Genomic DNA, 21,181 nt, shown 5'->3' with positions numbered 1-21,181 from the left:
TTGAATTAAAAAAGCATAAAGGAGGAAGGATGAAACACCCAATAACCTATCTACTGGCTGTTCTGGCAGCAGCCGCATTTTTCTCAGGCGCAGCGATAGCGGACACTTTTGAAGGACGCGCGAAATGCAGCTCCTGCCACAAATCGCAAGCTAAAGCATGGAAAGACACCGCGCACGCCAAAGCGATGGAATCGCTGAAACCTGGCGCACGCAAAGAAGCCAAAGTTAAAGCCAAACTGGATCCGGAAAAAGACTACACCCAAGACAAAGACTGCGTAGGCTGTCACGTAGACGGCTTCGGCAAGAAAGGCGGCTATACCATAGAAGCAGCGAAGAAGCCCCTAGCGGCAGTAGGTTGTGAATCGTGCCACGGACCTGGTAAGAACTACCGTGGCGACCACCGCAAGGCAGGACAAGCATTTGAAAGCAAAGGCACCACCACACAACGTAAAGTGGTTGCTGACAAAGGCCAAGACTTCCACTTTGAAGAAGCCTGCGCAGCTTGCCATTTGAACTACGAAGGCTCACCCTGGAAAGGCGCGAAAGCCCCTTACACCCCATTCACCCCTGCAGTAGACCCTAAATACACCTTTGACTTTGACAAGATGGTCAAAGACGTCAAAGCAATGCACGAGCATTACAAACTGGACGGCACTTTCGTAGGCGAGCCAAAATTCAAGTACCATGACGAATTCCAAGCCAGCGCAAAGGAAAAGACAGGGGACAAAAAAGATAAAGGAAAAGAGTAATGACAGGCATACAAAAAGGAGCGATAGGCACGCTGCTGACAGGTGGTCTGCTGGGCATCGTACTGGTAGCGGTCGTATTTGGCGGGGAAGCGGCACTCTCGACCGAAGAATTCTGCACCAGCTGCCACTCGATGACCTATACGCAAACGGAATTAAGACAATCGACGCACTATGGTGCGTTGGGTGTCAATCCCAGCTGTAAAGATTGTCATATACCGCAAGGCTTCAAGAACTTTCATTTAGCGGTGTATAGCCACGCAGTGGATGGCGCGAGAGAACTGTATCTGGAACTGATGAATGACTACTCGACGCTGGAGAAATTTAACGAACGCCGCTTGATCATGGCGCACGATGCGCGGATGAACCTGAAGAAATGGGACAGCATCACCTGCCGTGACTGCCATAAGAACCCGAATCCACCGGGAGCTGACGCCCAAGAAGCGCACAAGAAGATGAAGACGGAAGGTGCGACGTGTATAGACTGCCATCAGAACCTGGTACATGAAGAAGTACCGAAGACCGACCTGAATGCGAGCTTGAAAGCTGGCAAGCTGGTTTTGGTGAAGGAAGAAGATGAAGGCGGTAGTGGAGAAGACGAAGACGAGGAAGAAGACGAGGGTGAAGGATCTGCTGGCGGATCAGCTGGCAGCGCGGAAGCCCAGAGTGATGATGAAGATGAGGATGAAGAGTAATTATCTTCACACTTCGTTGAAGTAAATATAAACTATGTGGGATATATCGAGGCGTTTGCAGATAATATATTGGTAAGTATAAGCAAATGTTGTAATATTTATGGAAATTCAGTAGCCCGCCTATGGCGGGCTTTTTATTACAGTAAGGTTTTTTAAAAAGATGTTGAATCATTTTCCAAAACCAAATATTGATTATCCGCATCGGAATAGGGATTATTTTATCGCGGGCTTTACTTTCTTCTGTGTTGGAGTCAGTTTGGTGATTGACGGTAGCGCAAGTAAAGAAATGCAGAATTTACTGGGTGTGATCGCCTGGATTTTTCTGTTTGGGCTGCTGATCGGTGAGAATAAAGAAGTAAGAATGCAAGTTGTCGTTGCTGTGGCATTTGCAACGGCCGGAGAACACTTTGCATCGATTTATATGGAAGGCTATACCTATCGGTTTGGAAATGTGCCGCTTTATGTGCCGCCCGGTCATGGTATGGTTTATTTGACAGCGGTTGCCCTTTCACGCTCGAGATTTTTCCTGATCAATGCCAGGAAGTTAGCGGTTTTTGTAATCGCAGCCGGTGGCCTATGGTCGTTGTGGGGGATCAGCGGTATTCCTGAGCAAGGAGATCAGGTTGGTGCGTTTTTGTTTTGTATTTTTGTTATTTGTCTTTTCAAAGGCCGATCGCCGATGGTATATCTGGGTGCTTTTTTCATTTGCACTTGGCTCGAAATTGTGGGGACAGCAGCCGGTACATGGAAGTGGGCATCCATAGAGCCGGTTTTCAATTGGACACAAGGAAATCCGCCGAGCGGTGTTGCTGCCTGGTATTGTCTTGTGGATGCGGTAGCAATCGGTTTCGCACCAAAAATTCTAAACGGATTGCAAAAAATGAATAGCTGGTATAAAACGTCATTTATTAAGTAATTTTCTACTCTAAAGAACCATTAGGGATTTGAATTGCGGCTATTAAGACTGGATTATTCAATAAATTATCTGATTACTTGGAAGGGATTGCTGTGACTGTTGTTCGTTTGCCAGATGGATCTGAGCGTAATTTTGATCAACCCGTAACTATATTAGACGTGGCTACGTCCATTGGGCCAGGTCTCGCACGAGCGGCTATTGCTGGAAAAATTAATGGAAAGCTGGTCGATGTTTATAGTCAGATTAAGGATGATAGTGAGCTCGCTATTATTACGGAGAAAGATGCTGAAGGATTGGAGATTATCCGGCACTCGTGCGCGCATTTACTCGCGCATGCGGTAAAAGAATTATTTCCTGATGCGCAGGTTACTATTGGACCCGTGATTTCAGATGGATTTTATTATGATTTTTCTTATAAACGGCCATTTACACCGGAAGATCTACAGGCAATCGAGAAACGCATGCTGGAAATCAGCAAGCGCGACTTAAAGATAGAACGAAAAGTTTTAGAACGTACGGATGCGATCAGTTTTTTCAAGGATCAGGGTGAGCACTACAAAGCGCAAATCATTGAATCGATACCGGGCAACGAAGATTTATCACTCTATTCTCAGGGTAATTTTACCGATTTGTGCCGAGGACCACATGTGCCGGTTACATCGAAAATAAAAGTTTTTAAGCTGATGAAGGTGGCGGGTGCGTATTGGCGTGGCGATTCTAGTAATGAAATGCTGCAACGTATTTATGGAACCGCGTGGACCAATAAGGATGATCAGAAAGATTATTTGCATCGCTTGGAAGAAGCGGAAAAGAGGGATCATCGCAAAATTGGCAAACAACTGGATTTGTTTCACACGCAAGATGAAGCGCCAGGCATGGTGTTCTGGCATCCTAAAGGCTGGCTGTTGTGGCAGCAGATTGAACAATATATGCGAAATATACTGAAGCAAAATGGCTATCAGGAAATTCGCACGCCGCAAATTTTGGATAAGGATTTATGGGTGCGCTCAGGTCATTGGGAAAACTTTCGCGAGAATATGTTTACTACGCATGCGGACGAACGCGATTTTGCTATCAAGCCGATGAATTGTCCCGGTCATGTGCAAATATTCAATCAAGGTTTGCGGAGCTATCGAGAGCTTCCGATAAGATTGGCTGAATTCGGTTCTTGTCATCGCAATGAAGCTTCAGGAGCGCTGCACGGTATCATGAGAGTACGTTCGTTTACTCAAGACGATGCGCATATTTTTTGTACGGAAGATCAGATACAAGATGAAGTGGTGAGATTTATCGATCTGCTGAAAGGTGTTTATGCCGATTTTGGCTTTAAAGGATTGATGGTTAAACTTTCAACCCGGCCGCAGAAACGTGTCGGATCGGAAGCGCAGTGGGATAAATCGGAAGCAGCGCTGAAAGCGGCATTAACTGAAGCTAAGCTCGAGTGGGAACTACAGCCTGGCGAAGGTGCATTTTATGGTCCGAAAATTGAGTTTTCGTTAAAAGATTGTATTGGGCGAGTTTGGCAATGCGGTACACTGCAACTGGATTTTTCCATGCCGGATCGTCTGGGCGCAGAATACGTCGCAGAAGATAATTCCCGGCAGATACCTGTAATGTTGCATAGGGCCATACTCGGGTCTATGGAAAGATTTATCGGCATATTACTGGAGAATTACGCGGGTGCATTACCATTGTGGCTTTCACCCGAGCAAGTTGTCGTGCTCAATATCTCTCGTGCACAAACCGATTATGCCCAGGAAGTAGCTGCACAATTGGAGCGGCATGGCATTAGAGTTACCTTGGACTTGAGAAATGAGAAGATAACCTATAAAATCCGCGAGCATAGCTTGCAGAAGCTTCCCTATCAAATTATAGTCGGGGATGAAGAGGTGCGCACGAATACAGTAGCAGTGCGTAACCGCGCAGGTGATAATTTGGGTCAGATGACGCTAGAAACACTGGTTGCGCGTCTTAATGAAGAACTATCTGCAAAAGTATAAATTTCTTTATAAATTACTCTTGGAGAATTTACCATAGCTCAGGAAAAATCAGTGCGCATCAATCAAGAAATCGATGTGCAAGAAGTTCGTTTGATTGGTGTGAATGCGGAGCAGATCGGTATTGTGACACTTGCTGAAGCAAATGCCTTGGCGGAAGAAGCGGGAGTCGATCTGGTTGAAATAGCACCCACTGCGCAGCCGCCGGTGTGCCGCTTGATGGATTATGGTAAGTTTCGTTATCAAGAAAGTAAAAAGAAGCACGATGCGAAGATCAAGCAGAAGCAAGTTCAGATTAAAGAAATTAAATTCAGACCGAATACGGATGAAGGGGATTACAATATAAAACTTAGAAACTTAATCAACTTCTTGAACGAAGGAGATAAAGTTAAAGTGACATTGCGGTTCCGCGGACGTGAAATGGCGCATCAGGAATTCGGTATGCGTCTTCTGGAGCGTGTCAAAGGTGATCTAGAAGCGTTTGCAATAGTGGAGCAATTTCCTAAGATGGAAGGACGGCAAATGGTAATGGTGTTGTCTCCCAAAAAGAAAGATACCAAAGCCGATAAAGCAAAAGTATCAGCGGAAGATTCATCCGCAGTAGAGTAGTTGAGTGTCATCATAAGTGATCTCCAGGTTGGTAAAGTTTCTCAAACATGAGAGCACCTGGTTTCATATCAAAGAGGAGTATTTATGCCTAAAATGAAAACTAAAAGTGGAGCGGCAAAACGCTTCAAGTTTAGAGCGAGCGGGAGTGTCAAACGCTCACAAGCTTTTAAACGCCACATCTTGACTAAGAAAACAACCAAAAATAAGCGTCAACTGCGAGGTACTGCTGCTGTGCATGCCACGAATGAAGCATCGGTTCGCGCTATGATGCCGTACGCATAAAGGGAGAAGATAATGCCAAGAGTTAAACGTGGTGTAACCGCTCATGCGCGGCATAAGAAAATCTTAGACTTAGCCAAAGGTTATCGCGGACGTCGTAAGAATGTTTATCGTATAGCCAAACAAGCGGTCATGAAGGCTGGCCAGTATGCTTACCGGGACCGCCGTCAACGTAAAAGACAGTTCCGTGCATTATGGATTGCGCGTATCAATGCAGCTGCCCGTGAATGCGGTTTGTCATACAGCGTATTTATGAATGGTCTTAAGAAAGCAAGTATTGCAGTCGACCGGAAAGTTCTGGCTGATCTAGCTGTATTCGATAAAAGCGCTTTTGAGAAAATTGCAGCACAAGCAAAAGCGAGCCTTACTCCATAATTGGATGTAAACCGATAGATATTGGGAGGTCGGGTAAAACCTGAACCTCCCTTTTTCTTGTGAAGTGGAACGATAGGGTAGTTGTTATTTAATCTTAATGCGCTTGTTGACATGAAAAACCTGGAAGAAATTATCACTGAAGCAATAAGTCAGATGGATAACATCAAAGACCCTGCCGAGCTGGAAAATGTTAAAGCGCGTTATCTCGGTAAAAGCGGCGTGCTGACTGAGTTACTCAAAGGATTGGGTAAACTGCCTGCTGAAGAACGTCCCGCAATGGGAAGCCAGATCAATGAAGCAAAGAACCGGCTGGAAGCGACACTTAAATTACGCCGTCATGCAATTCAGGAAAAAGAGCTGGAAGCTAAATTAACCGAGGAAGCTCTGGATATTACCTTGCCAGGTAGAGGATGTGGAGTCAGCGGCTTGCATCCGGTAACAAAAACGTTGCAGAGGATTGAGACATTATTCCATTCAATTGGATTTGATGTGGTTTCGGGGCCGGAAATAGAAACCGATTTCTATAACTTCACGGCGCTTAATATCCCTGAGAATCATCCCGCACGTGCAATGCACGACACCTTCTACATCGATAATGGTAATTTACTGCGCACGCATACGTCGCCAGTACAGATTCATTATATGCAGAATAACAAACCGCCGATTAAGGTGATCGCGCCCGGTCGTGTTTACCGGTGTGATTCCGATGTGACGCATACGCCCATGTTTCACCAGGTGGAAGGTTTATGGATCGATGAAAATGCCAATTTTTCCGCCTTGAAAGGTGTTCTGGCAAATTTCATGGCGCAATTCTTTGAACGAGATGATTTACCCGTGCGCTTCCGTCCGTCTTTTTTTCCATTTACCGAGCCTTCGGCGGAAATGGACATAGGTTGCGTTATGTGCAACGGAAAGGGATGCCGTGTTTGTAGTCATACCGGCTGGCTGGAAGTGCTGGGATGCGGAATGGTTCATCCCAATGTACTAAAACATGTGGCCATTGATAGCGAGCAATATATTGGGTTCGCCTTTGGTATGGGAGTCGAGCGACTGACAATGCTCAGATACGGTGTAAATGATTTGCGGCTGTTTTTTGAAAATGATTTGCGCTTTCTCAAACAATTCAATTGAATCTGATTGATTTACTCATCATCGTTAATAACAACTGAATTTTATGAAATTTTCCGAGAATTGGCTACGCAGTTTTGTTAATCCACCGCTTTCCAGTGACGAGCTTGCGCATGCACTGACGATGGCCGGCATCGAGGTGGAGAGCATTGAACCGGTAGCGGCCACCTTTGATAAGGTTGTTGTGGCCGAGGTGCTGGCCGTCGAAAAGCACCCGGAAGCTGACCGGCTCAAAGTGTGTAAAGTCAGAACTGGAAAAGCCGAGGACGATGTATTGCAAATTGTGTGTGGTGCACCCAATGTAAGCACGGGCGTAAAAGTCCCGTGCGCACTGATTGGCGCAACTTTGCCGGGTTTCACCATCAAAAAATCAAAGCTGCGCGGTATCGAGTCGGCCGGTATGTTATGTTCGGCTAAAGAATTAGGCATCAGCGATGCTGTGGATGGTTTGTTGTTGCTTCCCGGTGATGCGCCTGTAGGCATGGATTTCCGTGGTTATTATGAGCTTGATGACCATGTTTTTACGTTAAAGCTGACACCAAACAGGGCGGATTGTCTTGGCGTGCTGGGCGTGGCGCGTGAGGTTGCGGCAATAACATCGGCCGGACTCTCTGTGCTGGAGAGAAAACCTGTTCCGGGAGAAATAAACGATACGCTGGGTGTGCAGGTCACGGCTTCGGGCGCGTGTCCGCTTTACTGCGGCCGGATTATGCGGGATATCAATCTCAATGTGCCGACGCCATTGTGGCTGACCCAGCGTCTGGAACGCAGCGGGCTGCGGTTGATAAATCCCATCGTCGATATTACCAACTATGTATTGCTGGAAACCGGACAGCCCATGCATGCCTTCGATCTCGCCAAAATTAAGGGAGTTATTCAAGTCCGGTATGCTGGCCGGGATGAGAAAATGCAGTTACTGAATGGTAATCAGATTGACCTTGATTCCGGGATGTTGTTAATTGCCGATGAACAAAAGCCGCTGGCACTGGCTGGCATCATGGGCGGGTTGGATAGCGGAGTGACTCAGGGTACGACGGATATTTTTCTGGAAAGTGCTTTCTTTAGTCCGGATACGATCAGCGGTAAATCTTTTCAATTGGGGTTCAGCTCGGATTCGGCTTATCGGTTTGAACGCGGAGTGGATTATGCAGCCACGAAAGATGTGCTGGAATATGCGACTCACCTGATACAAACGATTTGTGGCGGTAAGGCGGGGCCGGTGACTGAGGTCGAACATGAACTGCCGCAACGATCGTCTGTCCCCGTGCGTGTTGAGCGAATCAAACGAGTATTGGGTATCGATATCGGCAAGCAGCAAATCAATGATTATTTCAAGCGCTTACAATTTGAATTTTTAGTGAATGATGATGCCTTTAATGTGACACCGCCAAGTTATCGTTTCGATCTGGCAATTGAAGAGGATTTTATAGAGGAACTGGCGCGGATTTATGGTTATGACCGGATTCCGGTGCATTTCCCACATGGTGGAATGGCGATGCTTCCGGCATCCGAAACAAAATATTCCACAATCGATATAAAACGGTCGTTGACAGCACGAGATTATCAGGAAGTGATTAATTATGCTTTCGTCGATGCCGATTGGGAACTTGACTTGGTCAATAACAGTAAACCAATCGCATTGCAAAACCCGATTGCGAGTCAAATGAGTGTCATGCGAAGTAGTTTGATAGGCGGCTTGATTTCCAATTTGCAGTTTAATTTAAACCGGAAGCAAGCCAGAGTGCGTTTATTCGAGATCGGCTGCTGCTTTATCAGGGATGATGAAAGCGACTGTAAACAAGTGGAGAAGCTTGCCGGATTGAGCTATGGCGATATAGCGCCGGAACAGTGGGGAATACCGGCAAGAGGTGTCGATTTTTATGATGCCAAAGCAGATGTGGAGGCTTTGTGTCAAGGCAAGGCTCTCTATTTTAGAAAGTTTTCTCATCCGGCATTGCATCCGGGGAAGTCTGCGCAAATCTTGGTTGACGATCAGCCGATTGGATGGCTGGGTGAATTGCATCCGCGCTGGCAGAAGAAATATGGATTACAGAGAAACACCATATTATTCGAAGTGGAATCAGGCAGTTTGATGTCTAAATCGCTACCAGCGGTTAAAGAAATTTCTAAATTTCCACCTGTACGGCGCGATATTGCAATTATCGTCGATAATGACGTTAGTGTGCATTCCCTGCTCGATGCCATAAATGCGGGAAAATCAGCGATAGTGTCAGACGTTTCTTTGTTTGATATTTATCGCGGCAAGGGGATGGGTGACAGCAAAAAAAGTCTTGCATTCCGGGTGTTGTTACAAGATACTGAGAAAACATTGACCGATGAAGAAGCCGATTCTGCGGTGGCAAGCATAGTAGAAATATTGAAGAATAAATTTTCCGCTACATTGCGCAATTGATGCATTTCTATTACCTGTGCGTCGATATTTTATTCGGTATTGATTGTTTGGATTGATTCCGCAAAAACTGAATGTATGAGATAAGTTATTAATCTCTTTTTATTTAAAGTAAAAGTGTTACTGCTTAATAATTCTAATATAGATGAATTATAGCTATAAAATTAATAACTAACTGGAGTGAAGTATGGCATTAACAAAAGCTGAATTAGCAGATTTATTGTTTGAAAATGTAGGACTTAATAAACGTGAGGCCAAGGATATGGTCGAGTCTTTTTATGAAGAAGTACGTACCGCTTTGCAAAATGGTGAGGGAGTAAAACTTTCTGGATTTGGTAATTTTCAATTACGAGCAAAACCTCAGCGTCCGGGAAGGAATCCAAAAACAGGGGAAGAAATTCCGATTACTGCCCGTCGTGTCGTCACATTTCATGCAAGCCAGAAGTTAAAATCTTTGGTTGAGAAAAATTATCATGGAAAACAAAAAAGTAAGTAATACACTACTGCCGATTCCTGCCAAACGGTATTTTACTATCGGGGAAGTGGGTGTTCTTTGCGGTGTCAAACCGCATGTATTGCGCTATTGGGAACAAGAATTTGCGCAATTAAAGCCCGTAAAGCGCCGTGGTAATCGACGTTATTATCAGCATCAAGAAGTATTGCTCATACGGCGCATTAAAGAGTTACTGTATGATCAAGGATTTACAATCAGTGGCGCGCGTAACCGTTTGGAACATACTGAAAGCGAATTGATTTCATTGGAAGATATTACTGCCGGTCCGCAGCCTTCAATGACGGATTTAAGTTATATCCGGCGTGAAATTCAGAGTATTGTGTCGCAATTGCGCTCATGAGTGATAGTAAGTGATGCTTTCTAAGTAAGAGTTTCTAAAGTTCACGTGTATTGTTTGCTATAATTGCCCGCTCGGGGCGTAGCGCAGCCTGGTAGCGTACTTGCATGGGGTGCAAGTGGTCGGAGGTTCAAATCCTCTCGCCCCGACCACTTGATTGGACTTCGACTTAAAAATATGACAGATGCTGAGTTTACTGTGCACGAATGTTCGTTTGATTATCCGGTGATTTTCATAACTTCATAAAAATGCGCATATTGCTCAGTAACGATGATGGATATTTTGCTCCCGGTCTTGCTTACCTTGCTGAATCACTCGCACAAATTGCAGAAATCATAGTCGTTGCACCCGAAAGAGATCGAAGCGGTTCCAGTAATTCTTTGACGCTGGATCGTCCATTAAGCCTGCGTAAATCCCATAGCGGTTTTTATTATGTCAATGGCACACCGACAGACTGTGTGCATTTGGCAGTCACCGGCATGCTCGACATTATGCCGGACATGATTGTTTCCGGAATCAACAAGGGCGCTAACATGGGTGACGATACGATTTATTCGGGTACTGTTGCTGCGGCCACAGAAGGTTTTTTGCTGGGAATTCCTTCATTGGCTGTATCCCTGGTCGATGCGTCCAGGGGGAACTACTCCGCCGCCGCACGTGTTGCGGTTGATATGGTGGAACGTTTCAAAAAAAATGAAATTCAGAGTCCCGTTTTGTTGAATATTAATGTGCCGGATATCGAATATCAGCAACTGCAAGGAATCGAAGTGACTCGCTTGGGGCGGCGGCACAAAGCGGAACCCGTCATCAAATCGCAAAATCCCCGTGGTGAAACCGTATATTGGGTGGGCGCGGCAGGTCCGGCGCAAGACGCTGGGAAAGGTACGGATTTTTATGCTGTGCAGCATCATCGGGTTTCGGTAACGCCGTTACAGATAGATCTCACCCGTTATGATCAGTTGGATCTGATAACAAGCTGGCTTAATAACTAGGCGCTTGTTATGTCGAGAGAGTTGAAATTTTATAGGTACTGATTGGTGAATGTTCGTCATTCTGGAATAGGTATGACCTCGCAGCGTACACGCATGCGCATGATTGAACGTTTGCGTGCACAAGGAATCGCGGATGAAGTGGTTTTGTCCGTGATGAGTACCATTCCTCGTCATATTTTTGTTGAAGAAGCCTTGGCAAGCCGGGCTTATGAAGATGTTGCCTTACCTATAAATTACGGACAAACGATATCCAGTCCTTGGATCGTGGCGCGCATGAGCGAGCTTTTACGTGCCAATGCAAGTTTAGGCAAGGTGCTGGAAATTGGTACTGGTTGTGGTTATCAGACTGCCGTGCTGGCACATATTGCGCAAAAGGTTTTTTCAATAGAACGGATTGGGCCGCTGCTGACACGCACTCGTATCCGGCTGCAAGAATTGCAGATCCGGAATATCTATTTAAAACATGCGGATGGTTTGCTTGGGCTTGCCGAAGCGGGACCTTTTGATGGTATTATCATGACGGCAGTGACGACGCACGTGCCGCTTTCTTTATTGGAACAATTGGAAGTCGGCGGCAGGATGGTTTTCCCGAAGGGAACCCAAAAGCAGCATTTATGCATTATTGAACGGAATTCGCAAGGTTTTGCCGAGACGGTATTGGAAGAAGTGAATTTTGTACCTTTACTGGCAGGAGTCATAAAACAATAGCGGCGCGAGGTATAAAATGGCAAATCATGCAACGATCAAACTGATCAACACTATTGATATCTGCAAGTATATGGTTACGATATTTTCTTTACCGAAGCGGTTAACGTTACCCATTAGCGATTTTTATTTGTTGTGCGGCGCCAGTCTTCTGTTGATTGGGTGTAGTACGACACAGCCTCCCGTCCAGGTAGTCGATCGCGCAAAAAGCGATGCGGTGCAACCTGTAAAGCCGGTCGAATCGAACAATACGGATGGTCAAGTCTATACGGTGCAGAAAGGCGATACCCTATACGGAATCGCGCTTAATCATGGTGTGGATTTCAAGAAATTGACGGAATGGAATAATATTACCGATCCAAAGTCGATCAAACCGGGGCAAAAAATTTATTTATCGATGCCGGCAAAAAGCTCGCAACCGGCATTATTCGCGTTACCGCAGCAACCCGAAACGGTAACGCTTGAACCGGCGCAGAATCCGGTTGACCGGGTTATCCCGGTTCCGCCCGAAAGCAGTCCCGCAGTCAGTAGCGGCAAGGTAAAAACCAGTCCTAAAGCGCTTAAATTGCCTTTTTCAGAGCAGAATGTAGCGCGATCACAATATCCGGCCAATAACCCTTCGCCTGCAATACCGCCTGCATCCGCAGTAGCGGAAAAAAATACCAAAATTGAAGTCGCTCCTCAACCTGAATCATCACTGTCCGATAAAGCGGCTAGTTCGGTTGCCGATTGGATCTGGCCGACAACAGGAAAATTATTATCATCTTTTTCCAAGAATTCCAAAGGGGTAAAGATATCCGGCCAAGCAGGGCAACCGGTTCTTGCTTCCGCGGCGGGTGAGGTGGTTTATAGCGGTCATGGCCTGCGCGGCTATGGAAATCTGATCATTATCAAGCACGACAATACATTTCTGAGCGCTTATGCGCACAACAGTAAATTGCTGGTCAAAGAAGGCGAAGCCGTGGTGAAAGGGCAGAAAATCGCGGAAATGGGCAATACCGATACGGATACGATCCAACTGCATTTTGAAATCCGTAAACATGGAAAACCGGTTGATCCATTACAATATTTACCTAATCAATCGTAATAGCCGGTAGTAAACTAGCTCGAGAAATAGCAAAAAAGCGCATAACTATAGAAGGTTATGCGCTTTTTTATGTCCGCTGCTTTTTTATTCAGCAACTGATTGCCGCAGGTGTTTCAACGCTTCGACAGTATGTTTGGTCGCTTCCTCCGCATGATCTTGTTTCGCATGCGCAATCGCTTCTTCTAAATGCTTGATCGACTCGGTTATGTGTTGATGTGCCTCAGCAGACTCTTTTTCGGCGGCTTTGGCATGGGTGAGGCTTTCTTGCGCGTGATCCAGCAACGCTTTGCTATGTCCGGCTTTGCCGTGAATTTGCGCATCCTCCGCGTGTTTTATCGCTTCCGTTGTATGCTGGCGCGCGTCCGCTGCTATGGCTTGTGAACTGAAGTAAAACAAGGCGCCGATCACAGTGATCGCTATAGTTTGCTTGAGTTTCATGCTACTTCCCTCCGTGCTGGTTAAGAAAAGGTTACCAATGCTCAATAGTGATCTTTTTTGTATGAGTGGGATACTAAGGATTGATCAGGTTATTGAGTGTTTTATAATCGACCCATCCCCGTTCAAGCGTTATACCGCCCATGTGTGTGAATGGCTGGGATGGTTCGCCCAGATCGGACAGAATAGTTACCGCACCGCTAAAATCTTGTGAACGGGTATAACCGCTGACCGTAATGAGGGTGGAAAGATTTGCCGCACGTGCTGATTTCAAGCCGTTTTCCGAATCTTCTATGGCGATGCATTGCGGCGCGGTTAGTTTGAGTTGATCGAGCACCCAGTGGTAAATATCCGGCGCCGGTTTTTTCAACGGCACGATGTCGCCCGCGCCGATCACATCAAACCAGCCGATCGATTCTTCACCTAGCGTCGATTTAAGCAGCGCAGTGACATTTTCCATCGTCGTCGTGGTTGCGATCGCAAGCTTTACTTTTTCCCGGCGCAACTCGTGAATTAGCCGCGCGACACCGGGGCGTAACGGGATGTTGCCGGTTTCCATCAACGACTCAAAATGCTTGGTTTTGGTTTTGTGCAGACTGGCGATCCATTCGGTCAGATTGCTTTTGTCGAGCTCGGCGGGTGCGTATCTTTCCATGAAATAGCGAATCCGCTCTTTGCCACCGGTAATTTGCAATAACTCACCATAAAGATCGATATCCCAATTCCAGTCGAGATGGAATTGTTTGAAAGCGGCATTGAAAGCCAGACGATGACCATCTTGTTCCGTGTCGGCAAGCGTGCCGTCAACATCAAATAGTACAGCTTGTAATTTATTATTTGTATTCATTGTATTAGTCTTGGTAAGTATTGAATCAGTGGTAGCTGGCACGTTGCAAACGATCCGTGATGGCTAACCATCCCGGATGATCTGGCGGCGCCTCAACGAGCAGATAATCAAATGCTGCCCGGTCAAACTGCCGTAATCTGGCATACAGTTGCTGACCATACGCGACAGGATCGGACGGCATGGCGAATTGTTCGATGGATTGACTCAAGGCGGGCCGTGACTGAGCGCTGTGGGACCAGGTTATGACCAGTATGCGCAAGTCTTGTTCCGCCAGAGCTACTGCGTGCTGCCATAGTTGCTCCGCAGGGTAAATTCGCAATGGCGTTACCGGCGCATAGTGCGCGGGTAAGGATCCGGAAGTACGGATGGCTTGCTGGCTATTGTGCGCCAGCAAAACCGGACCTTCCAGCACCGCCTCAAGTGCGGATAACGCAATTCCTCCTGGCCTGAGTATTTGTGGTAAGTCATCGTGAAAACTAATGATGGTGCTTTCCAAACCGACTGCGCACGCGCCGCCATCCAGGATCATATCGACTTCCGGACCTAATTCTTGCTGCACGTGCGCAGCTGTGGTCGGACTGATGCGACCGAACCGGTTGGCCGATGGCGCAGCCAATGCTTTTTCCGGACCCAATGCTTGCAGTAAAGCCAACGCGATGGGGTGCGCCGGCATACGCAGTCCTACAGTATCTTGCCCCCCCGTTACGCAATCCGGTATGTGCCGGTTGCGCTGCAGAATGAATGTCAAAGGCCCGGGCCAGAAGTGCTGTGCCAGTTTCCAGGCGGATTCCGGAATCGCTTGCGCCCAATAATGTAAATGGGCGATAGCGCCAATATGGACAATCAGCGGGTGATCGGCGGGGCGTTGTTTTATCCGGTATATCTTGTGGATAGCGGAAGGATTGGTGACATCGGCACCCAGACCGTAAACCGTTTCAGTTGGAAACGCAACCGTTCCGCCTGCGCATAATATCCCCGCAGCGGCAGTAATTTGCTGTTGTTGATCCGTGGTTAACCCGGAGTGCGGTGTGGATAGCGTTGGTTGCATTGTTGTAACTTCGATTCTCGATTAAGGCAAACGATCATGCCATGGAGCGGTGAAATGGATCACGGTGTATTGTCATGCCAGTCATACCCCAATATGCCTTGCATCATCCGCACGATATGAAAGCTTAGCCAATTCACGATGTAGTTGCGCCATGAAAAAATACTTTTGCTGGCCGGCGTCACAGGGGTCGATTGCTGCGCAATGGCCGTCTTTAAACTGATTCTTAAGGTCGCGGCAAATGCGTGATCTTCAATAACGACATTGGCCTCGCGCGCAAGCAGCAAGCTAAATGGATCAATATTGGAAGAGCCGACTGTGGCCCAATGCTGATCAATGACCGCTACTTTTGCGTGCAAATAACTGCGATTATATTCATAAATTTTAATTCCCGCTCCCAAGAGATTTTCGTACAGGGCTTGGGTGGCATGATGCTGCAAGCGGTATTCGATTTTACCTTGCAGCAAAAGTTCGACGTGCACACCGCGCCGTGCAGCATTTTTCAGCGCGTTGCTGAATTTTCTTCCCGGCAGAAAATAGGCGCTGGCAATAATAATTTCGCTATGCGCCTGATCAATGGCATCCAAGTAAGCGTGCTCGATATCGTGACGATGCCGCCAATTGTCGCGTATCAGCAATGCGGCTCTTTGATTTCCGCATGATTCACCGGATGGATTAATCGCGGCAGGATGGCCCCAGCGCTTCTTAAAATGCGCCCAGGCGACGATCAGCCATAAATGCCGCACAGCTTTATGGACTTGCACCAGTAACGGGCCACGGATAATGACGGCATAATCGAAGCGCGGGGTCAGATTTTCCGGGTTATGTTCGTCGTCGATGATATTGATTCCGCCGATGAAAGCGATTTGCGCATCAATGATGGCTAATTTGCGGTGCATGCGACGCAACCGGTAGCGGCGCGGCTTTGAAAAAATAAATTCCGGCCGGAATATAAGCACTTTGATGCCCGCTTGCAGCATCCGCTGTATTTCTTCCCGGGGGAAATCCTGCGAGCCGAAGCCATCAAGCAGCAGAAACACGGCTACACCACGCTGAGCCGCACGTTTTAAAGCATCGGCGATTTTTCTACCAATTGCATCGTATTCAAAAATATACGTTTCCAGGTGAATTTCAGTGTGCGCTTTGTCGATTGCAGCTTCTAATTCCGGGAAATACTCCGCGCCATTGTGCAGTAAAGTGACGTGATTGTTCTCAACAAAGTGAAAATTTCTCATGGAGAAAACAAGCGCTGTGCCGGTGCGATAGGCATTAATACGCGGTCAATCAGCCGGTGGAAATGTTCCGGCATGTTGCAACAAACGGTCGGCGGATTTCCAGACACGGATTGATGCGACGCGGTTACGAGATGCTCAGCATTCTATCCAACGCCACTTTTGCCAGTTTGGCCTCATGTTCAGGCACTTTGATCTGATTGACCACATTGCCGTTAACCAGATTTTCCAGCGCCCAGGCCAGATGCTGGGGGTCGATCCGCGCCATGGTCGAACACATACATACCATCGGCGACATGAATTGAACAATTTTATCTTGAGATTTGAATTCCTCGGCGATCCGGCTGACCAGATTCAATTCCGTGCCAACCAGCCAGCGTGTGCCGCTTTTTGCGGCTGCGATGGTTCTGATGATGTATTCCGTCGAACCGACATAGTCCGATGCCTTGCACACTTCAAAGCTACATTCCGGATGCGAGATCACAATACCGTCGGGATGTTGATTGCGGAAACGGATAATATGCTGCGGCTGAAACATTTGATGCACCGAACAATGGCCTTTCCACAACAGAATTTTGGCTTTCTTAATTTGTTCGGGCGTCAATCCGCCCATCGGTTCGTCAAAATTCCATACCACCATTTCATCCAGCGGAATACCTAATTGATTTCCGCTCCAGCGGCCCAGATGCTGGTCAGGGAAAAACAGCACTTTTTCGCGTTGTTTGAACGACCATTGCAGAACTTTACCGGCATTGCTGGAGGTGCAGACGATACCTTCGTGTTCCCCGCAGAACGCTTTCAGGTCGGCGGCGGAATTGATGTAGGTCACGGGAGTGATCACTTCATCGGGATTTAGTATTTCCGCAAGCTCACGCCAGGCGCGCTCGACATTGGCGAGATTGGCCATGTCGGCCATGGAGCAGCCGGCCGCCATGTCGGGCAGAATGGCGATTTGTGCCGGACTGGAAAGCATGTCCGCGACTTCCGCCATGAAGTGCACACCACAGAACACCAGATAATCCGCATCTGTTTGCGCGGCCAGATGGGAAAGCTTTAAGGAATCACCGGTCAAGTCTGCGTGCCGGTATACATCGGCGCGTTGATAATGATGAGCCAGAATGACGGCACGCTTTCCCAACGCTTTTTTGGCGCTGACGATGCGTTGCGCGCATATTTCATCCTGCAGTTGATCATACTGTTCAAATTCAAAGGCTTCTTGATGCATCGCGATCCTATTCTTCCCAATTTGTTGATTGAATGATGCACATTACTCTACTTTAAGATATAGATTCAAGCTGAAATTTAAAGGGCCGCAGTGAGAATCGATTCATAAAATGAGAATTAGTGTTCTGTTATAATTCATAAAAGTGGAAATTTTAATCGGCAGTGTTGGTCCGATTCCAAATTGCCGCAGTTAAAGAAACGAATAAAATTTCCAGATGAGCGCTCGCCTACATATCAGATCTCCTTTGATTCTCATAGTCTTGTTGATCTTTTTGACCTTCTGGCTGGATCGTCTGACCCGGCCGCCGGAACAAGTGAAGGATGAAGATTTGTATCGCAATCCGGATTATATTGCGGAGAATTTATCCGGCATCCGGATAGAATACGAGCATGCGATTCAGCGTAAATTCACCGCGCAAAAATTATTTCATTACCTTGATGATAAAGTTACCGAATTGGAGCATGTCAATTTTATCAACATCGAACCGGAGAAACCGTTGATGCGTTTGTTTGCGGATCGGGCGGTCATAATCAGTAAAGGTAAGGATATTTATTTAACCGGAGATGTGACGGCTATCCGAGGAACGGATGATGATAAAAGCAAGATTACTTTAGCGACTAATTTCTTGCATCTTATTCCGGACGAAAGCTTGATTAAGTCAGACCAGGACGTAACCATTTCAAGATTTAAGACCACGGTCAATGCGAACGGATTGGAGTTCAACAACCGTACCGGGATGATACAGCTCCTGTCCAATGTAAAAGCTGTTAATAAAAAGTAATTGAATAAAATATGAAGATACTGTTCGTTGTTGGTTTTGCTAGTTTATTTTTTATCCAACCGGCTATGGCTGAGCGCGCCGATCGTGAGAAGCCGATGCATCTGGAAGCGGATCACGCTACGGTGGAGGATGTGAATCGTAAGGAAGGCATCCGGATTAGCACATTCACGGGGAACGTCGTACTGACGCAAGGAACGCTGCGCATACTGGCCAATAAAGTGGTAATGAAAGAGGATATGCAAGGATTCCGGCATGCCACTGCAACGGGGGATTTAGTGAGTTTCCGGCAGAAACGCGACCGTATGAATGAGTACGTTGAGGGATGGAGCGAACGGGCGGAATACGATAGTAAAGCGGACAAAATTGAATTATTCCGGCAAGCGCGGCTGAAGCGCGGTTCCGATGAAGTGCAGGGCGACTATATTTCCTATGAGATGAACACTGAGTTTTTCAAGGTCGTCGGCAGCAAGGAGCGCGGCGTTGAAAGCGGTCCGGATAAACGGGTACGCATCACCATTCAGCCTAAAAATAAACCAGAAGAATGAATCACCGATTAAAGAGTGGAAGAAATCTCATAAAATGAGTGAATTAAAAGCGAATAATTTAAAAAAACGCTATAAATCACGTACGGTTGTGCAGGATGTGTCTTTTTCACTGAGCAGCGGTGAGGTAATTGGCTTACTGGGGCCCAATGGCGCCGGTAAGACGACCTGCTTTTACATGATTGTCGGCTTGGTGCCGCTGGATGGCGGCGGAATTTATCTGAACGGCCAGGATTTAGGTCAGATGGCGATTCACCAGCGCGCAAAACTCGGATTAAGTTACCTGCCGCAAGAAGCCTCCATTTTCCGGCGTTTGACCGTTGAAGAAAATATTCTGGCGATACTGGAGTTGCAGCCTTTTGATGAAGACACGAAACAACGGTATTTAGATAACTTATTACACGATTTGCACATCAGTCATTTGCGCGATAATGCCGCAATCAGTCTGTCCGGAGGTGAACGCCGTCGTGTTGAAATAGCGCGTGCATTGGCGTCCCAGCCGCGGTTTATTCTGTTGGATGAACCGTTTGCCGGCGTGGATCCGATTGCTGTCATCGATATTCAGAAAGTGATTTCCTTTCTAAAGGAAAGGGGGATCGGTGTTCTCATTACTGATCATAATGTGCGCGAGACTTTAGGTATTTGTGACAGGGCTTATATCATCAGCGAAGGCCACGTGCTGGCCCAAGGTAAACCTGAAGAGATCATCAATAATGAAAAAGTTAGAGAAGTCTATTTGGGGGAACACTTCCGGCTATAGCGTTCCGGGCGGACTACAACTGAATCGATTGGCGATTATTGTTTTTTCAGGATTATGAAGCAGACACTCCAATTAAAAGTATCGCAGCAACTCAGACTGACTCCCCAATTGCAGCAATCTATCCGGTTGTTGCAATTATCCACCGTTGAACTGAATCAAGAAATTGAGAGAATGGTGCAAGAGAATCCATTGCTGGAATTGGGGGAGGAGTGGAGCGCCCCGCCAGCGGTTGTCTCATCCGAACACCCGGAAACCGCTTCCGGATCAGCAGATTCTGACGCTATTGCAGCAGAAGCGGAATCAACCGAAGTTAAAGCGGAGCGCGAAGAGGATTTTGAGCACGATCCGGAATGGCAGCAAGACAATATTGTCTCTTATGGTACTCCTGAAGATGATGATCTGGATGGACCGCAGATACCTGATAAGCCTTTAAGTTTGCGGGAGCACTTGAATTTTCAAACCTGCTTGAGTCAGATTTCCGAGCGTGAAAAAATAATTATCGGCTTGCTGATCGACAGTCTGGACGATGATGGTTATCTGTTACAAGATTTAAACGAGTTGATGACTCTGCTGCCCGTGGAGCTAAACATCGGTGCCGATGATTTGCAAAGTGCGTTGCAACGCTTGCAGCATTTTGATCCTGCGGGCGTGGGGGCGCGCAATTTGCAGGAGTGCTTGCTATTGCAGCTACAGGCGATGCCAAGTAATGCTGGTCACCGTGACCAAGCGATCAAGGTAGTGCGGGATTATCTGGACATTCTGGCTTCTCATGATTTCGGTCAAATAAAAAAGCTGTTGGCGTGTGATGATGAGAGCCTTCGTGCTGTCAACAAACTGATTACCAGTTTGAACCCTAAGCCGGGTGCGCAATTTGGTTCTCATAGCGAACGCTACATTGTGCCCGATATTACGGTGACGAAAAGAGGCGGTGTATGGGTTGCACATCTTAATGCGAATGCGATTCCGCGCCTCAATATAAACCATCTATATGCTAACATACTCAAACAGGAGCATCATTCCGCGCGTCAATTAGTCAGTCAGCTGAATGAGGCCAAATGGTTAATAAAAAATATACAGCAACGCTTCAATACCATTCTGAAAGTAGCCAATACCATCGTGGAGCGGCAGCAGCAATTTTTTGAACACGGTGCAATTGCGATGCGCCCGCTGGTGCTGCGCGAGATTGCGGAAACTTTGGATCTGCATGAATCCACAGTATCACGGGTAACGACACAAAAATTTATGTATACTCCGCGAGGTATTTTTGAGCTCAAATATTTTTTTGGCAGCCATGTTGCCACAGATTCAGGCGGCGCTTGTTCAGCCACGGCAATTCGTGCGTTGATCAAACAATTGGTACAGGAAGAAAATCCAAGGAAGCCGCTGAGCGATAATAAAATTTCAAGTATTCTTGAGCAACAGGGTATTGTTGTTGCGCGTCGAACCATTGCGAAGTACCGGGAATCGCTACAGATTCCCGCGGCAAATCTTCGCAAGTCCATTTAATCAAATTAGAGGAAGGAT

At 46.9% G+C, this 21,181-nt stretch carries 23 protein-coding genes and 1 tRNA gene; 19 read left to right on the top strand and 5 right to left on the bottom strand.

Annotation, left to right across the window (positions count from 1 at the left end; all coding sequences use genetic code 11):
• Positions 1 to 29 precede the first annotated feature (29 nt).
• The 15 genes from cycA (at position 30) to R2103_RS10490 (ending at position 12,790) form a co-directional block, all read left to right on the top strand.
• Positions 30 to 749, top strand: a complete 720-nt coding sequence (gene cycA, locus R2103_RS10560; protein ID WP_317529994.1) for a cytochrome c-550 CycA — start codon at positions 30 to 32, stop codon at positions 747 to 749.
• Positions 749 to 1,441: a NapC/NirT family cytochrome c gene (locus R2103_RS10555; RefSeq protein WP_317529995.1), complete on the top strand. Its 693-nt coding sequence runs from the start codon at positions 749 to 751 to the stop codon at positions 1,439 to 1,441. Before cycA ends, R2103_RS10555 begins: the two co-directional genes overlap by 1 nt.
• A 160-nt stretch (positions 1,442 to 1,601) precedes the next feature.
• On the top strand, positions 1,602 to 2,357 hold the full coding sequence (locus R2103_RS10550) for a hypothetical protein (protein ID WP_317531361.1): 756 nt from the start codon (positions 1,602 to 1,604) through the stop codon (positions 2,355 to 2,357).
• A gap of 92 nt (positions 2,358 to 2,449) precedes the next feature.
• On the top strand, positions 2,450 to 4,357 hold the full coding sequence (thrS, locus tag R2103_RS10545) for a threonine--tRNA ligase (RefSeq protein ID WP_317531360.1): 1,908 nt from the start codon (positions 2,450 to 2,452) through the stop codon (positions 4,355 to 4,357).
• Positions 4,358 to 4,408: 51 nt separating this feature from the next.
• The gene (infC, locus tag R2103_RS10540; RefSeq protein ID WP_317531359.1) at positions 4,409 to 4,963 is read left to right on the top strand and encodes a translation initiation factor IF-3; all 555 of its coding nucleotides are present in this window, start codon (positions 4,409 to 4,411) and stop codon (positions 4,961 to 4,963) included.
• Positions 4,964 to 5,047: 84 nt separating this feature from the next.
• The gene (gene rpmI / locus R2103_RS10535; protein WP_090321993.1) at positions 5,048 to 5,245 is read left to right on the top strand and encodes a 50S ribosomal protein L35; all 198 of its coding nucleotides are present in this window, start codon (positions 5,048 to 5,050) and stop codon (positions 5,243 to 5,245) included.
• 12 nt (positions 5,246 to 5,257) lie between these two features.
• Positions 5,258 to 5,617, top strand: coding sequence for a 50S ribosomal protein L20 (gene rplT / locus R2103_RS10530; RefSeq protein ID WP_108698729.1), 360 nt, complete (start codon positions 5,258 to 5,260; stop codon positions 5,615 to 5,617).
• Between the two features lie 111 nt (positions 5,618 to 5,728).
• The gene (gene pheS / locus R2103_RS10525) at positions 5,729 to 6,748 is read left to right on the top strand and encodes a phenylalanine--tRNA ligase subunit alpha (protein WP_317531358.1); all 1,020 of its coding nucleotides are present in this window, start codon (positions 5,729 to 5,731) and stop codon (positions 6,746 to 6,748) included.
• A 43-nt stretch (positions 6,749 to 6,791) separates the two neighbouring features.
• Positions 6,792 to 9,158, top strand: a complete 2,367-nt coding sequence (gene pheT, locus R2103_RS10520; RefSeq protein ID WP_317531357.1) for a phenylalanine--tRNA ligase subunit beta — start codon at positions 6,792 to 6,794, stop codon at positions 9,156 to 9,158.
• Positions 9,159 to 9,342: 184 nt separating this feature from the next.
• Complete coding sequence (locus R2103_RS10515; protein ID WP_317531356.1) at positions 9,343 to 9,651, top strand: integration host factor subunit alpha; 309 nt, start codon at positions 9,343 to 9,345, stop codon at positions 9,649 to 9,651.
• Positions 9,629 to 10,009 carry a MerR family transcriptional regulator gene (locus R2103_RS10510; RefSeq protein WP_317531355.1) on the top strand — a complete coding sequence of 127 codons (381 nt, stop codon included), beginning with the start codon at positions 9,629 to 9,631 and terminating at the stop codon, positions 10,007 to 10,009. Before R2103_RS10515 ends, R2103_RS10510 begins: the two co-directional genes overlap by 23 nt.
• 72 nt (positions 10,010 to 10,081) lie before the next feature.
• Positions 10,082 to 10,158 (top strand) — tRNA-Pro (locus tag R2103_RS10505).
• Between the two features lie 96 nt (positions 10,159 to 10,254).
• Positions 10,255 to 10,998, top strand: coding sequence for a 5'/3'-nucleotidase SurE (gene surE / locus R2103_RS10500; RefSeq protein WP_317531354.1), 744 nt, complete (start codon positions 10,255 to 10,257; stop codon positions 10,996 to 10,998).
• A gap of 45 nt (positions 10,999 to 11,043) precedes the next feature.
• Positions 11,044 to 11,706 (top strand): protein-L-isoaspartate(D-aspartate) O-methyltransferase, encoded by a 663-nt coding sequence (locus tag R2103_RS10495; protein WP_317531353.1) that lies wholly within the window; start codon positions 11,044 to 11,046, stop codon positions 11,704 to 11,706.
• Between the two features lie 16 nt (positions 11,707 to 11,722).
• Positions 11,723 to 12,790: a peptidoglycan DD-metalloendopeptidase family protein gene (locus R2103_RS10490; RefSeq protein WP_317531352.1), complete on the top strand. Its 1,068-nt coding sequence runs from the start codon at positions 11,723 to 11,725 to the stop codon at positions 12,788 to 12,790.
• Between the two features lie 84 nt (positions 12,791 to 12,874).
• Here the strand turns inward: R2103_RS10490 and smbP are convergent, their stop codons facing one another.
• The 5 genes from smbP to nadA form a co-directional block, all read right to left on the bottom strand.
• Complete coding sequence (gene smbP, locus R2103_RS10485; RefSeq protein WP_317531351.1) at positions 12,875 to 13,228, bottom strand: small metal-binding protein SmbP; 354 nt, start codon at positions 13,226 to 13,228, stop codon at positions 12,875 to 12,877.
• Positions 13,229 to 13,301: 73 nt separating this feature from the next.
• Entirely contained in the window at positions 13,302 to 14,072 is a 771-nt protein-coding gene (locus R2103_RS10480; protein WP_317531350.1) for an HAD family hydrolase, read from the bottom strand.
• Positions 14,073 to 14,097: 25 nt separating this feature from the next.
• A complete protein-coding gene (locus R2103_RS10475) occupies positions 14,098 to 15,120 on the bottom strand; it encodes an L-threonylcarbamoyladenylate synthase (RefSeq protein WP_317531349.1) in 1,023 nt (340 codons plus the stop codon).
• Between the two features lie 59 nt (positions 15,121 to 15,179).
• Positions 15,180 to 16,352, bottom strand: coding sequence for a cardiolipin synthase ClsB (clsB, locus tag R2103_RS10470; RefSeq protein ID WP_317531348.1), 1,173 nt, complete (start codon positions 16,350 to 16,352; stop codon positions 15,180 to 15,182).
• A 124-nt stretch (positions 16,353 to 16,476) separates the two neighbouring features.
• Positions 16,477 to 17,574, bottom strand: coding sequence for a quinolinate synthase NadA (nadA, locus tag R2103_RS10465; protein ID WP_317531347.1), 1,098 nt, complete (start codon positions 17,572 to 17,574; stop codon positions 16,477 to 16,479).
• Between the two features lie 214 nt (positions 17,575 to 17,788).
• Between nadA and lptC the strand changes: the two genes are divergently transcribed.
• The 4 genes from lptC to R2103_RS10445 are packed head-to-tail and all read left to right on the top strand — an operon-like array spanning position 17,789 to position 21,163.
• Entirely contained in the window at positions 17,789 to 18,355 is a 567-nt protein-coding gene (gene lptC / locus R2103_RS10460) for an LPS export ABC transporter periplasmic protein LptC (protein WP_317531346.1), read from the top strand.
• An 11-nt stretch (positions 18,356 to 18,366) separates the two neighbouring features.
• On the top strand, positions 18,367 to 18,900 hold the full coding sequence (gene lptA / locus R2103_RS10455; RefSeq protein WP_317531345.1) for a lipopolysaccharide transport periplasmic protein LptA: 534 nt from the start codon (positions 18,367 to 18,369) through the stop codon (positions 18,898 to 18,900).
• Between the two features lie 34 nt (positions 18,901 to 18,934).
• Positions 18,935 to 19,657, top strand: coding sequence for an LPS export ABC transporter ATP-binding protein (lptB, locus tag R2103_RS10450; protein ID WP_317531344.1), 723 nt, complete (start codon positions 18,935 to 18,937; stop codon positions 19,655 to 19,657).
• 54 nt (positions 19,658 to 19,711) lie between these two features.
• Positions 19,712 to 21,163: an RNA polymerase factor sigma-54 gene (locus tag R2103_RS10445; protein ID WP_317531343.1), complete on the top strand. Its 1,452-nt coding sequence runs from the start codon at positions 19,712 to 19,714 to the stop codon at positions 21,161 to 21,163.
• The last annotated feature ends 18 nt before the right edge of the window (positions 21,164 to 21,181 follow it).

It is taken from the genome of Nitrosomonas sp. Is24 (genome assembly GCF_033063335.1).
Taxonomy (GTDB): domain Bacteria; phylum Pseudomonadota; class Gammaproteobacteria; order Burkholderiales; family Nitrosomonadaceae; genus Nitrosomonas.
Note: the sequence above shows the minus strand (reverse complement) of the source record. Positions and strands in the feature narration are given on the sequence as shown.

What these genes read in the sequence shown, in the direction of transcription:
- cycA (WP_317529994.1), top strand. Translation starts at nt 30, where the DNA reads ATGAAACACCCAATAACCTATCTACTGGCTGTTCTGGCAGCAGCCGCA.
- R2103_RS10555 (WP_317529995.1), top strand. Translation starts at nt 749, where the DNA reads ATGACAGGCATACAAAAAGGAGCGATAGGCACGCTGCTGACAGGTGGT.
- R2103_RS10550 (WP_317531361.1), top strand. Translation starts at nt 1,602, where the DNA reads ATGTTGAATCATTTTCCAAAACCAAATATTGATTATCCGCATCGGAAT.
- rpmI (WP_090321993.1), top strand. Translation starts at nt 5,048, where the DNA reads ATGCCTAAAATGAAAACTAAAAGTGGAGCGGCAAAACGCTTCAAGTTT.
- rplT (WP_108698729.1), top strand. Translation starts at nt 5,258, where the DNA reads ATGCCAAGAGTTAAACGTGGTGTAACCGCTCATGCGCGGCATAAGAAA.
- pheS (WP_317531358.1), top strand. Translation starts at nt 5,729, where the DNA reads ATGAAAAACCTGGAAGAAATTATCACTGAAGCAATAAGTCAGATGGAT.
- pheT (WP_317531357.1), top strand. Translation starts at nt 6,792, where the DNA reads ATGAAATTTTCCGAGAATTGGCTACGCAGTTTTGTTAATCCACCGCTT.
- R2103_RS10515 (WP_317531356.1), top strand. Translation starts at nt 9,343, where the DNA reads ATGGCATTAACAAAAGCTGAATTAGCAGATTTATTGTTTGAAAATGTA.
- R2103_RS10510 (WP_317531355.1), top strand. Translation starts at nt 9,629, where the DNA reads ATGGAAAACAAAAAAGTAAGTAATACACTACTGCCGATTCCTGCCAAA.
- surE (WP_317531354.1), top strand. Translation starts at nt 10,255, where the DNA reads ATGCGCATATTGCTCAGTAACGATGATGGATATTTTGCTCCCGGTCTT.
- R2103_RS10490 (WP_317531352.1), top strand. Translation starts at nt 11,723, where the DNA reads ATGGCAAATCATGCAACGATCAAACTGATCAACACTATTGATATCTGC.
- smbP (WP_317531351.1), bottom strand. Translation starts at nt 13,228, where the DNA reads ATGAAACTCAAGCAAACTATAGCGATCACTGTGATCGGCGCCTTGTTT.
- R2103_RS10480 (WP_317531350.1), bottom strand. Translation starts at nt 14,072, where the DNA reads ATGAATACAAATAATAAATTACAAGCTGTACTATTTGATGTTGACGGC.
- R2103_RS10475 (WP_317531349.1), bottom strand. Translation starts at nt 15,120, where the DNA reads ATGCAACCAACGCTATCCACACCGCACTCCGGGTTAACCACGGATCAA.
- clsB (WP_317531348.1), bottom strand. Translation starts at nt 16,352, where the DNA reads ATGAGAAATTTTCACTTTGTTGAGAACAATCACGTCACTTTACTGCAC.
- nadA (WP_317531347.1), bottom strand. Translation starts at nt 17,574, where the DNA reads ATGCATCAAGAAGCCTTTGAATTTGAACAGTATGATCAACTGCAGGAT.
- lptC (WP_317531346.1), top strand. Translation starts at nt 17,789, where the DNA reads ATGAGCGCTCGCCTACATATCAGATCTCCTTTGATTCTCATAGTCTTG.
- lptA (WP_317531345.1), top strand. Translation starts at nt 18,367, where the DNA reads ATGAAGATACTGTTCGTTGTTGGTTTTGCTAGTTTATTTTTTATCCAA.
- lptB (WP_317531344.1), top strand. Translation starts at nt 18,935, where the DNA reads ATGAGTGAATTAAAAGCGAATAATTTAAAAAAACGCTATAAATCACGT.
- R2103_RS10445 (WP_317531343.1), top strand. Translation starts at nt 19,712, where the DNA reads ATGAAGCAGACACTCCAATTAAAAGTATCGCAGCAACTCAGACTGACT.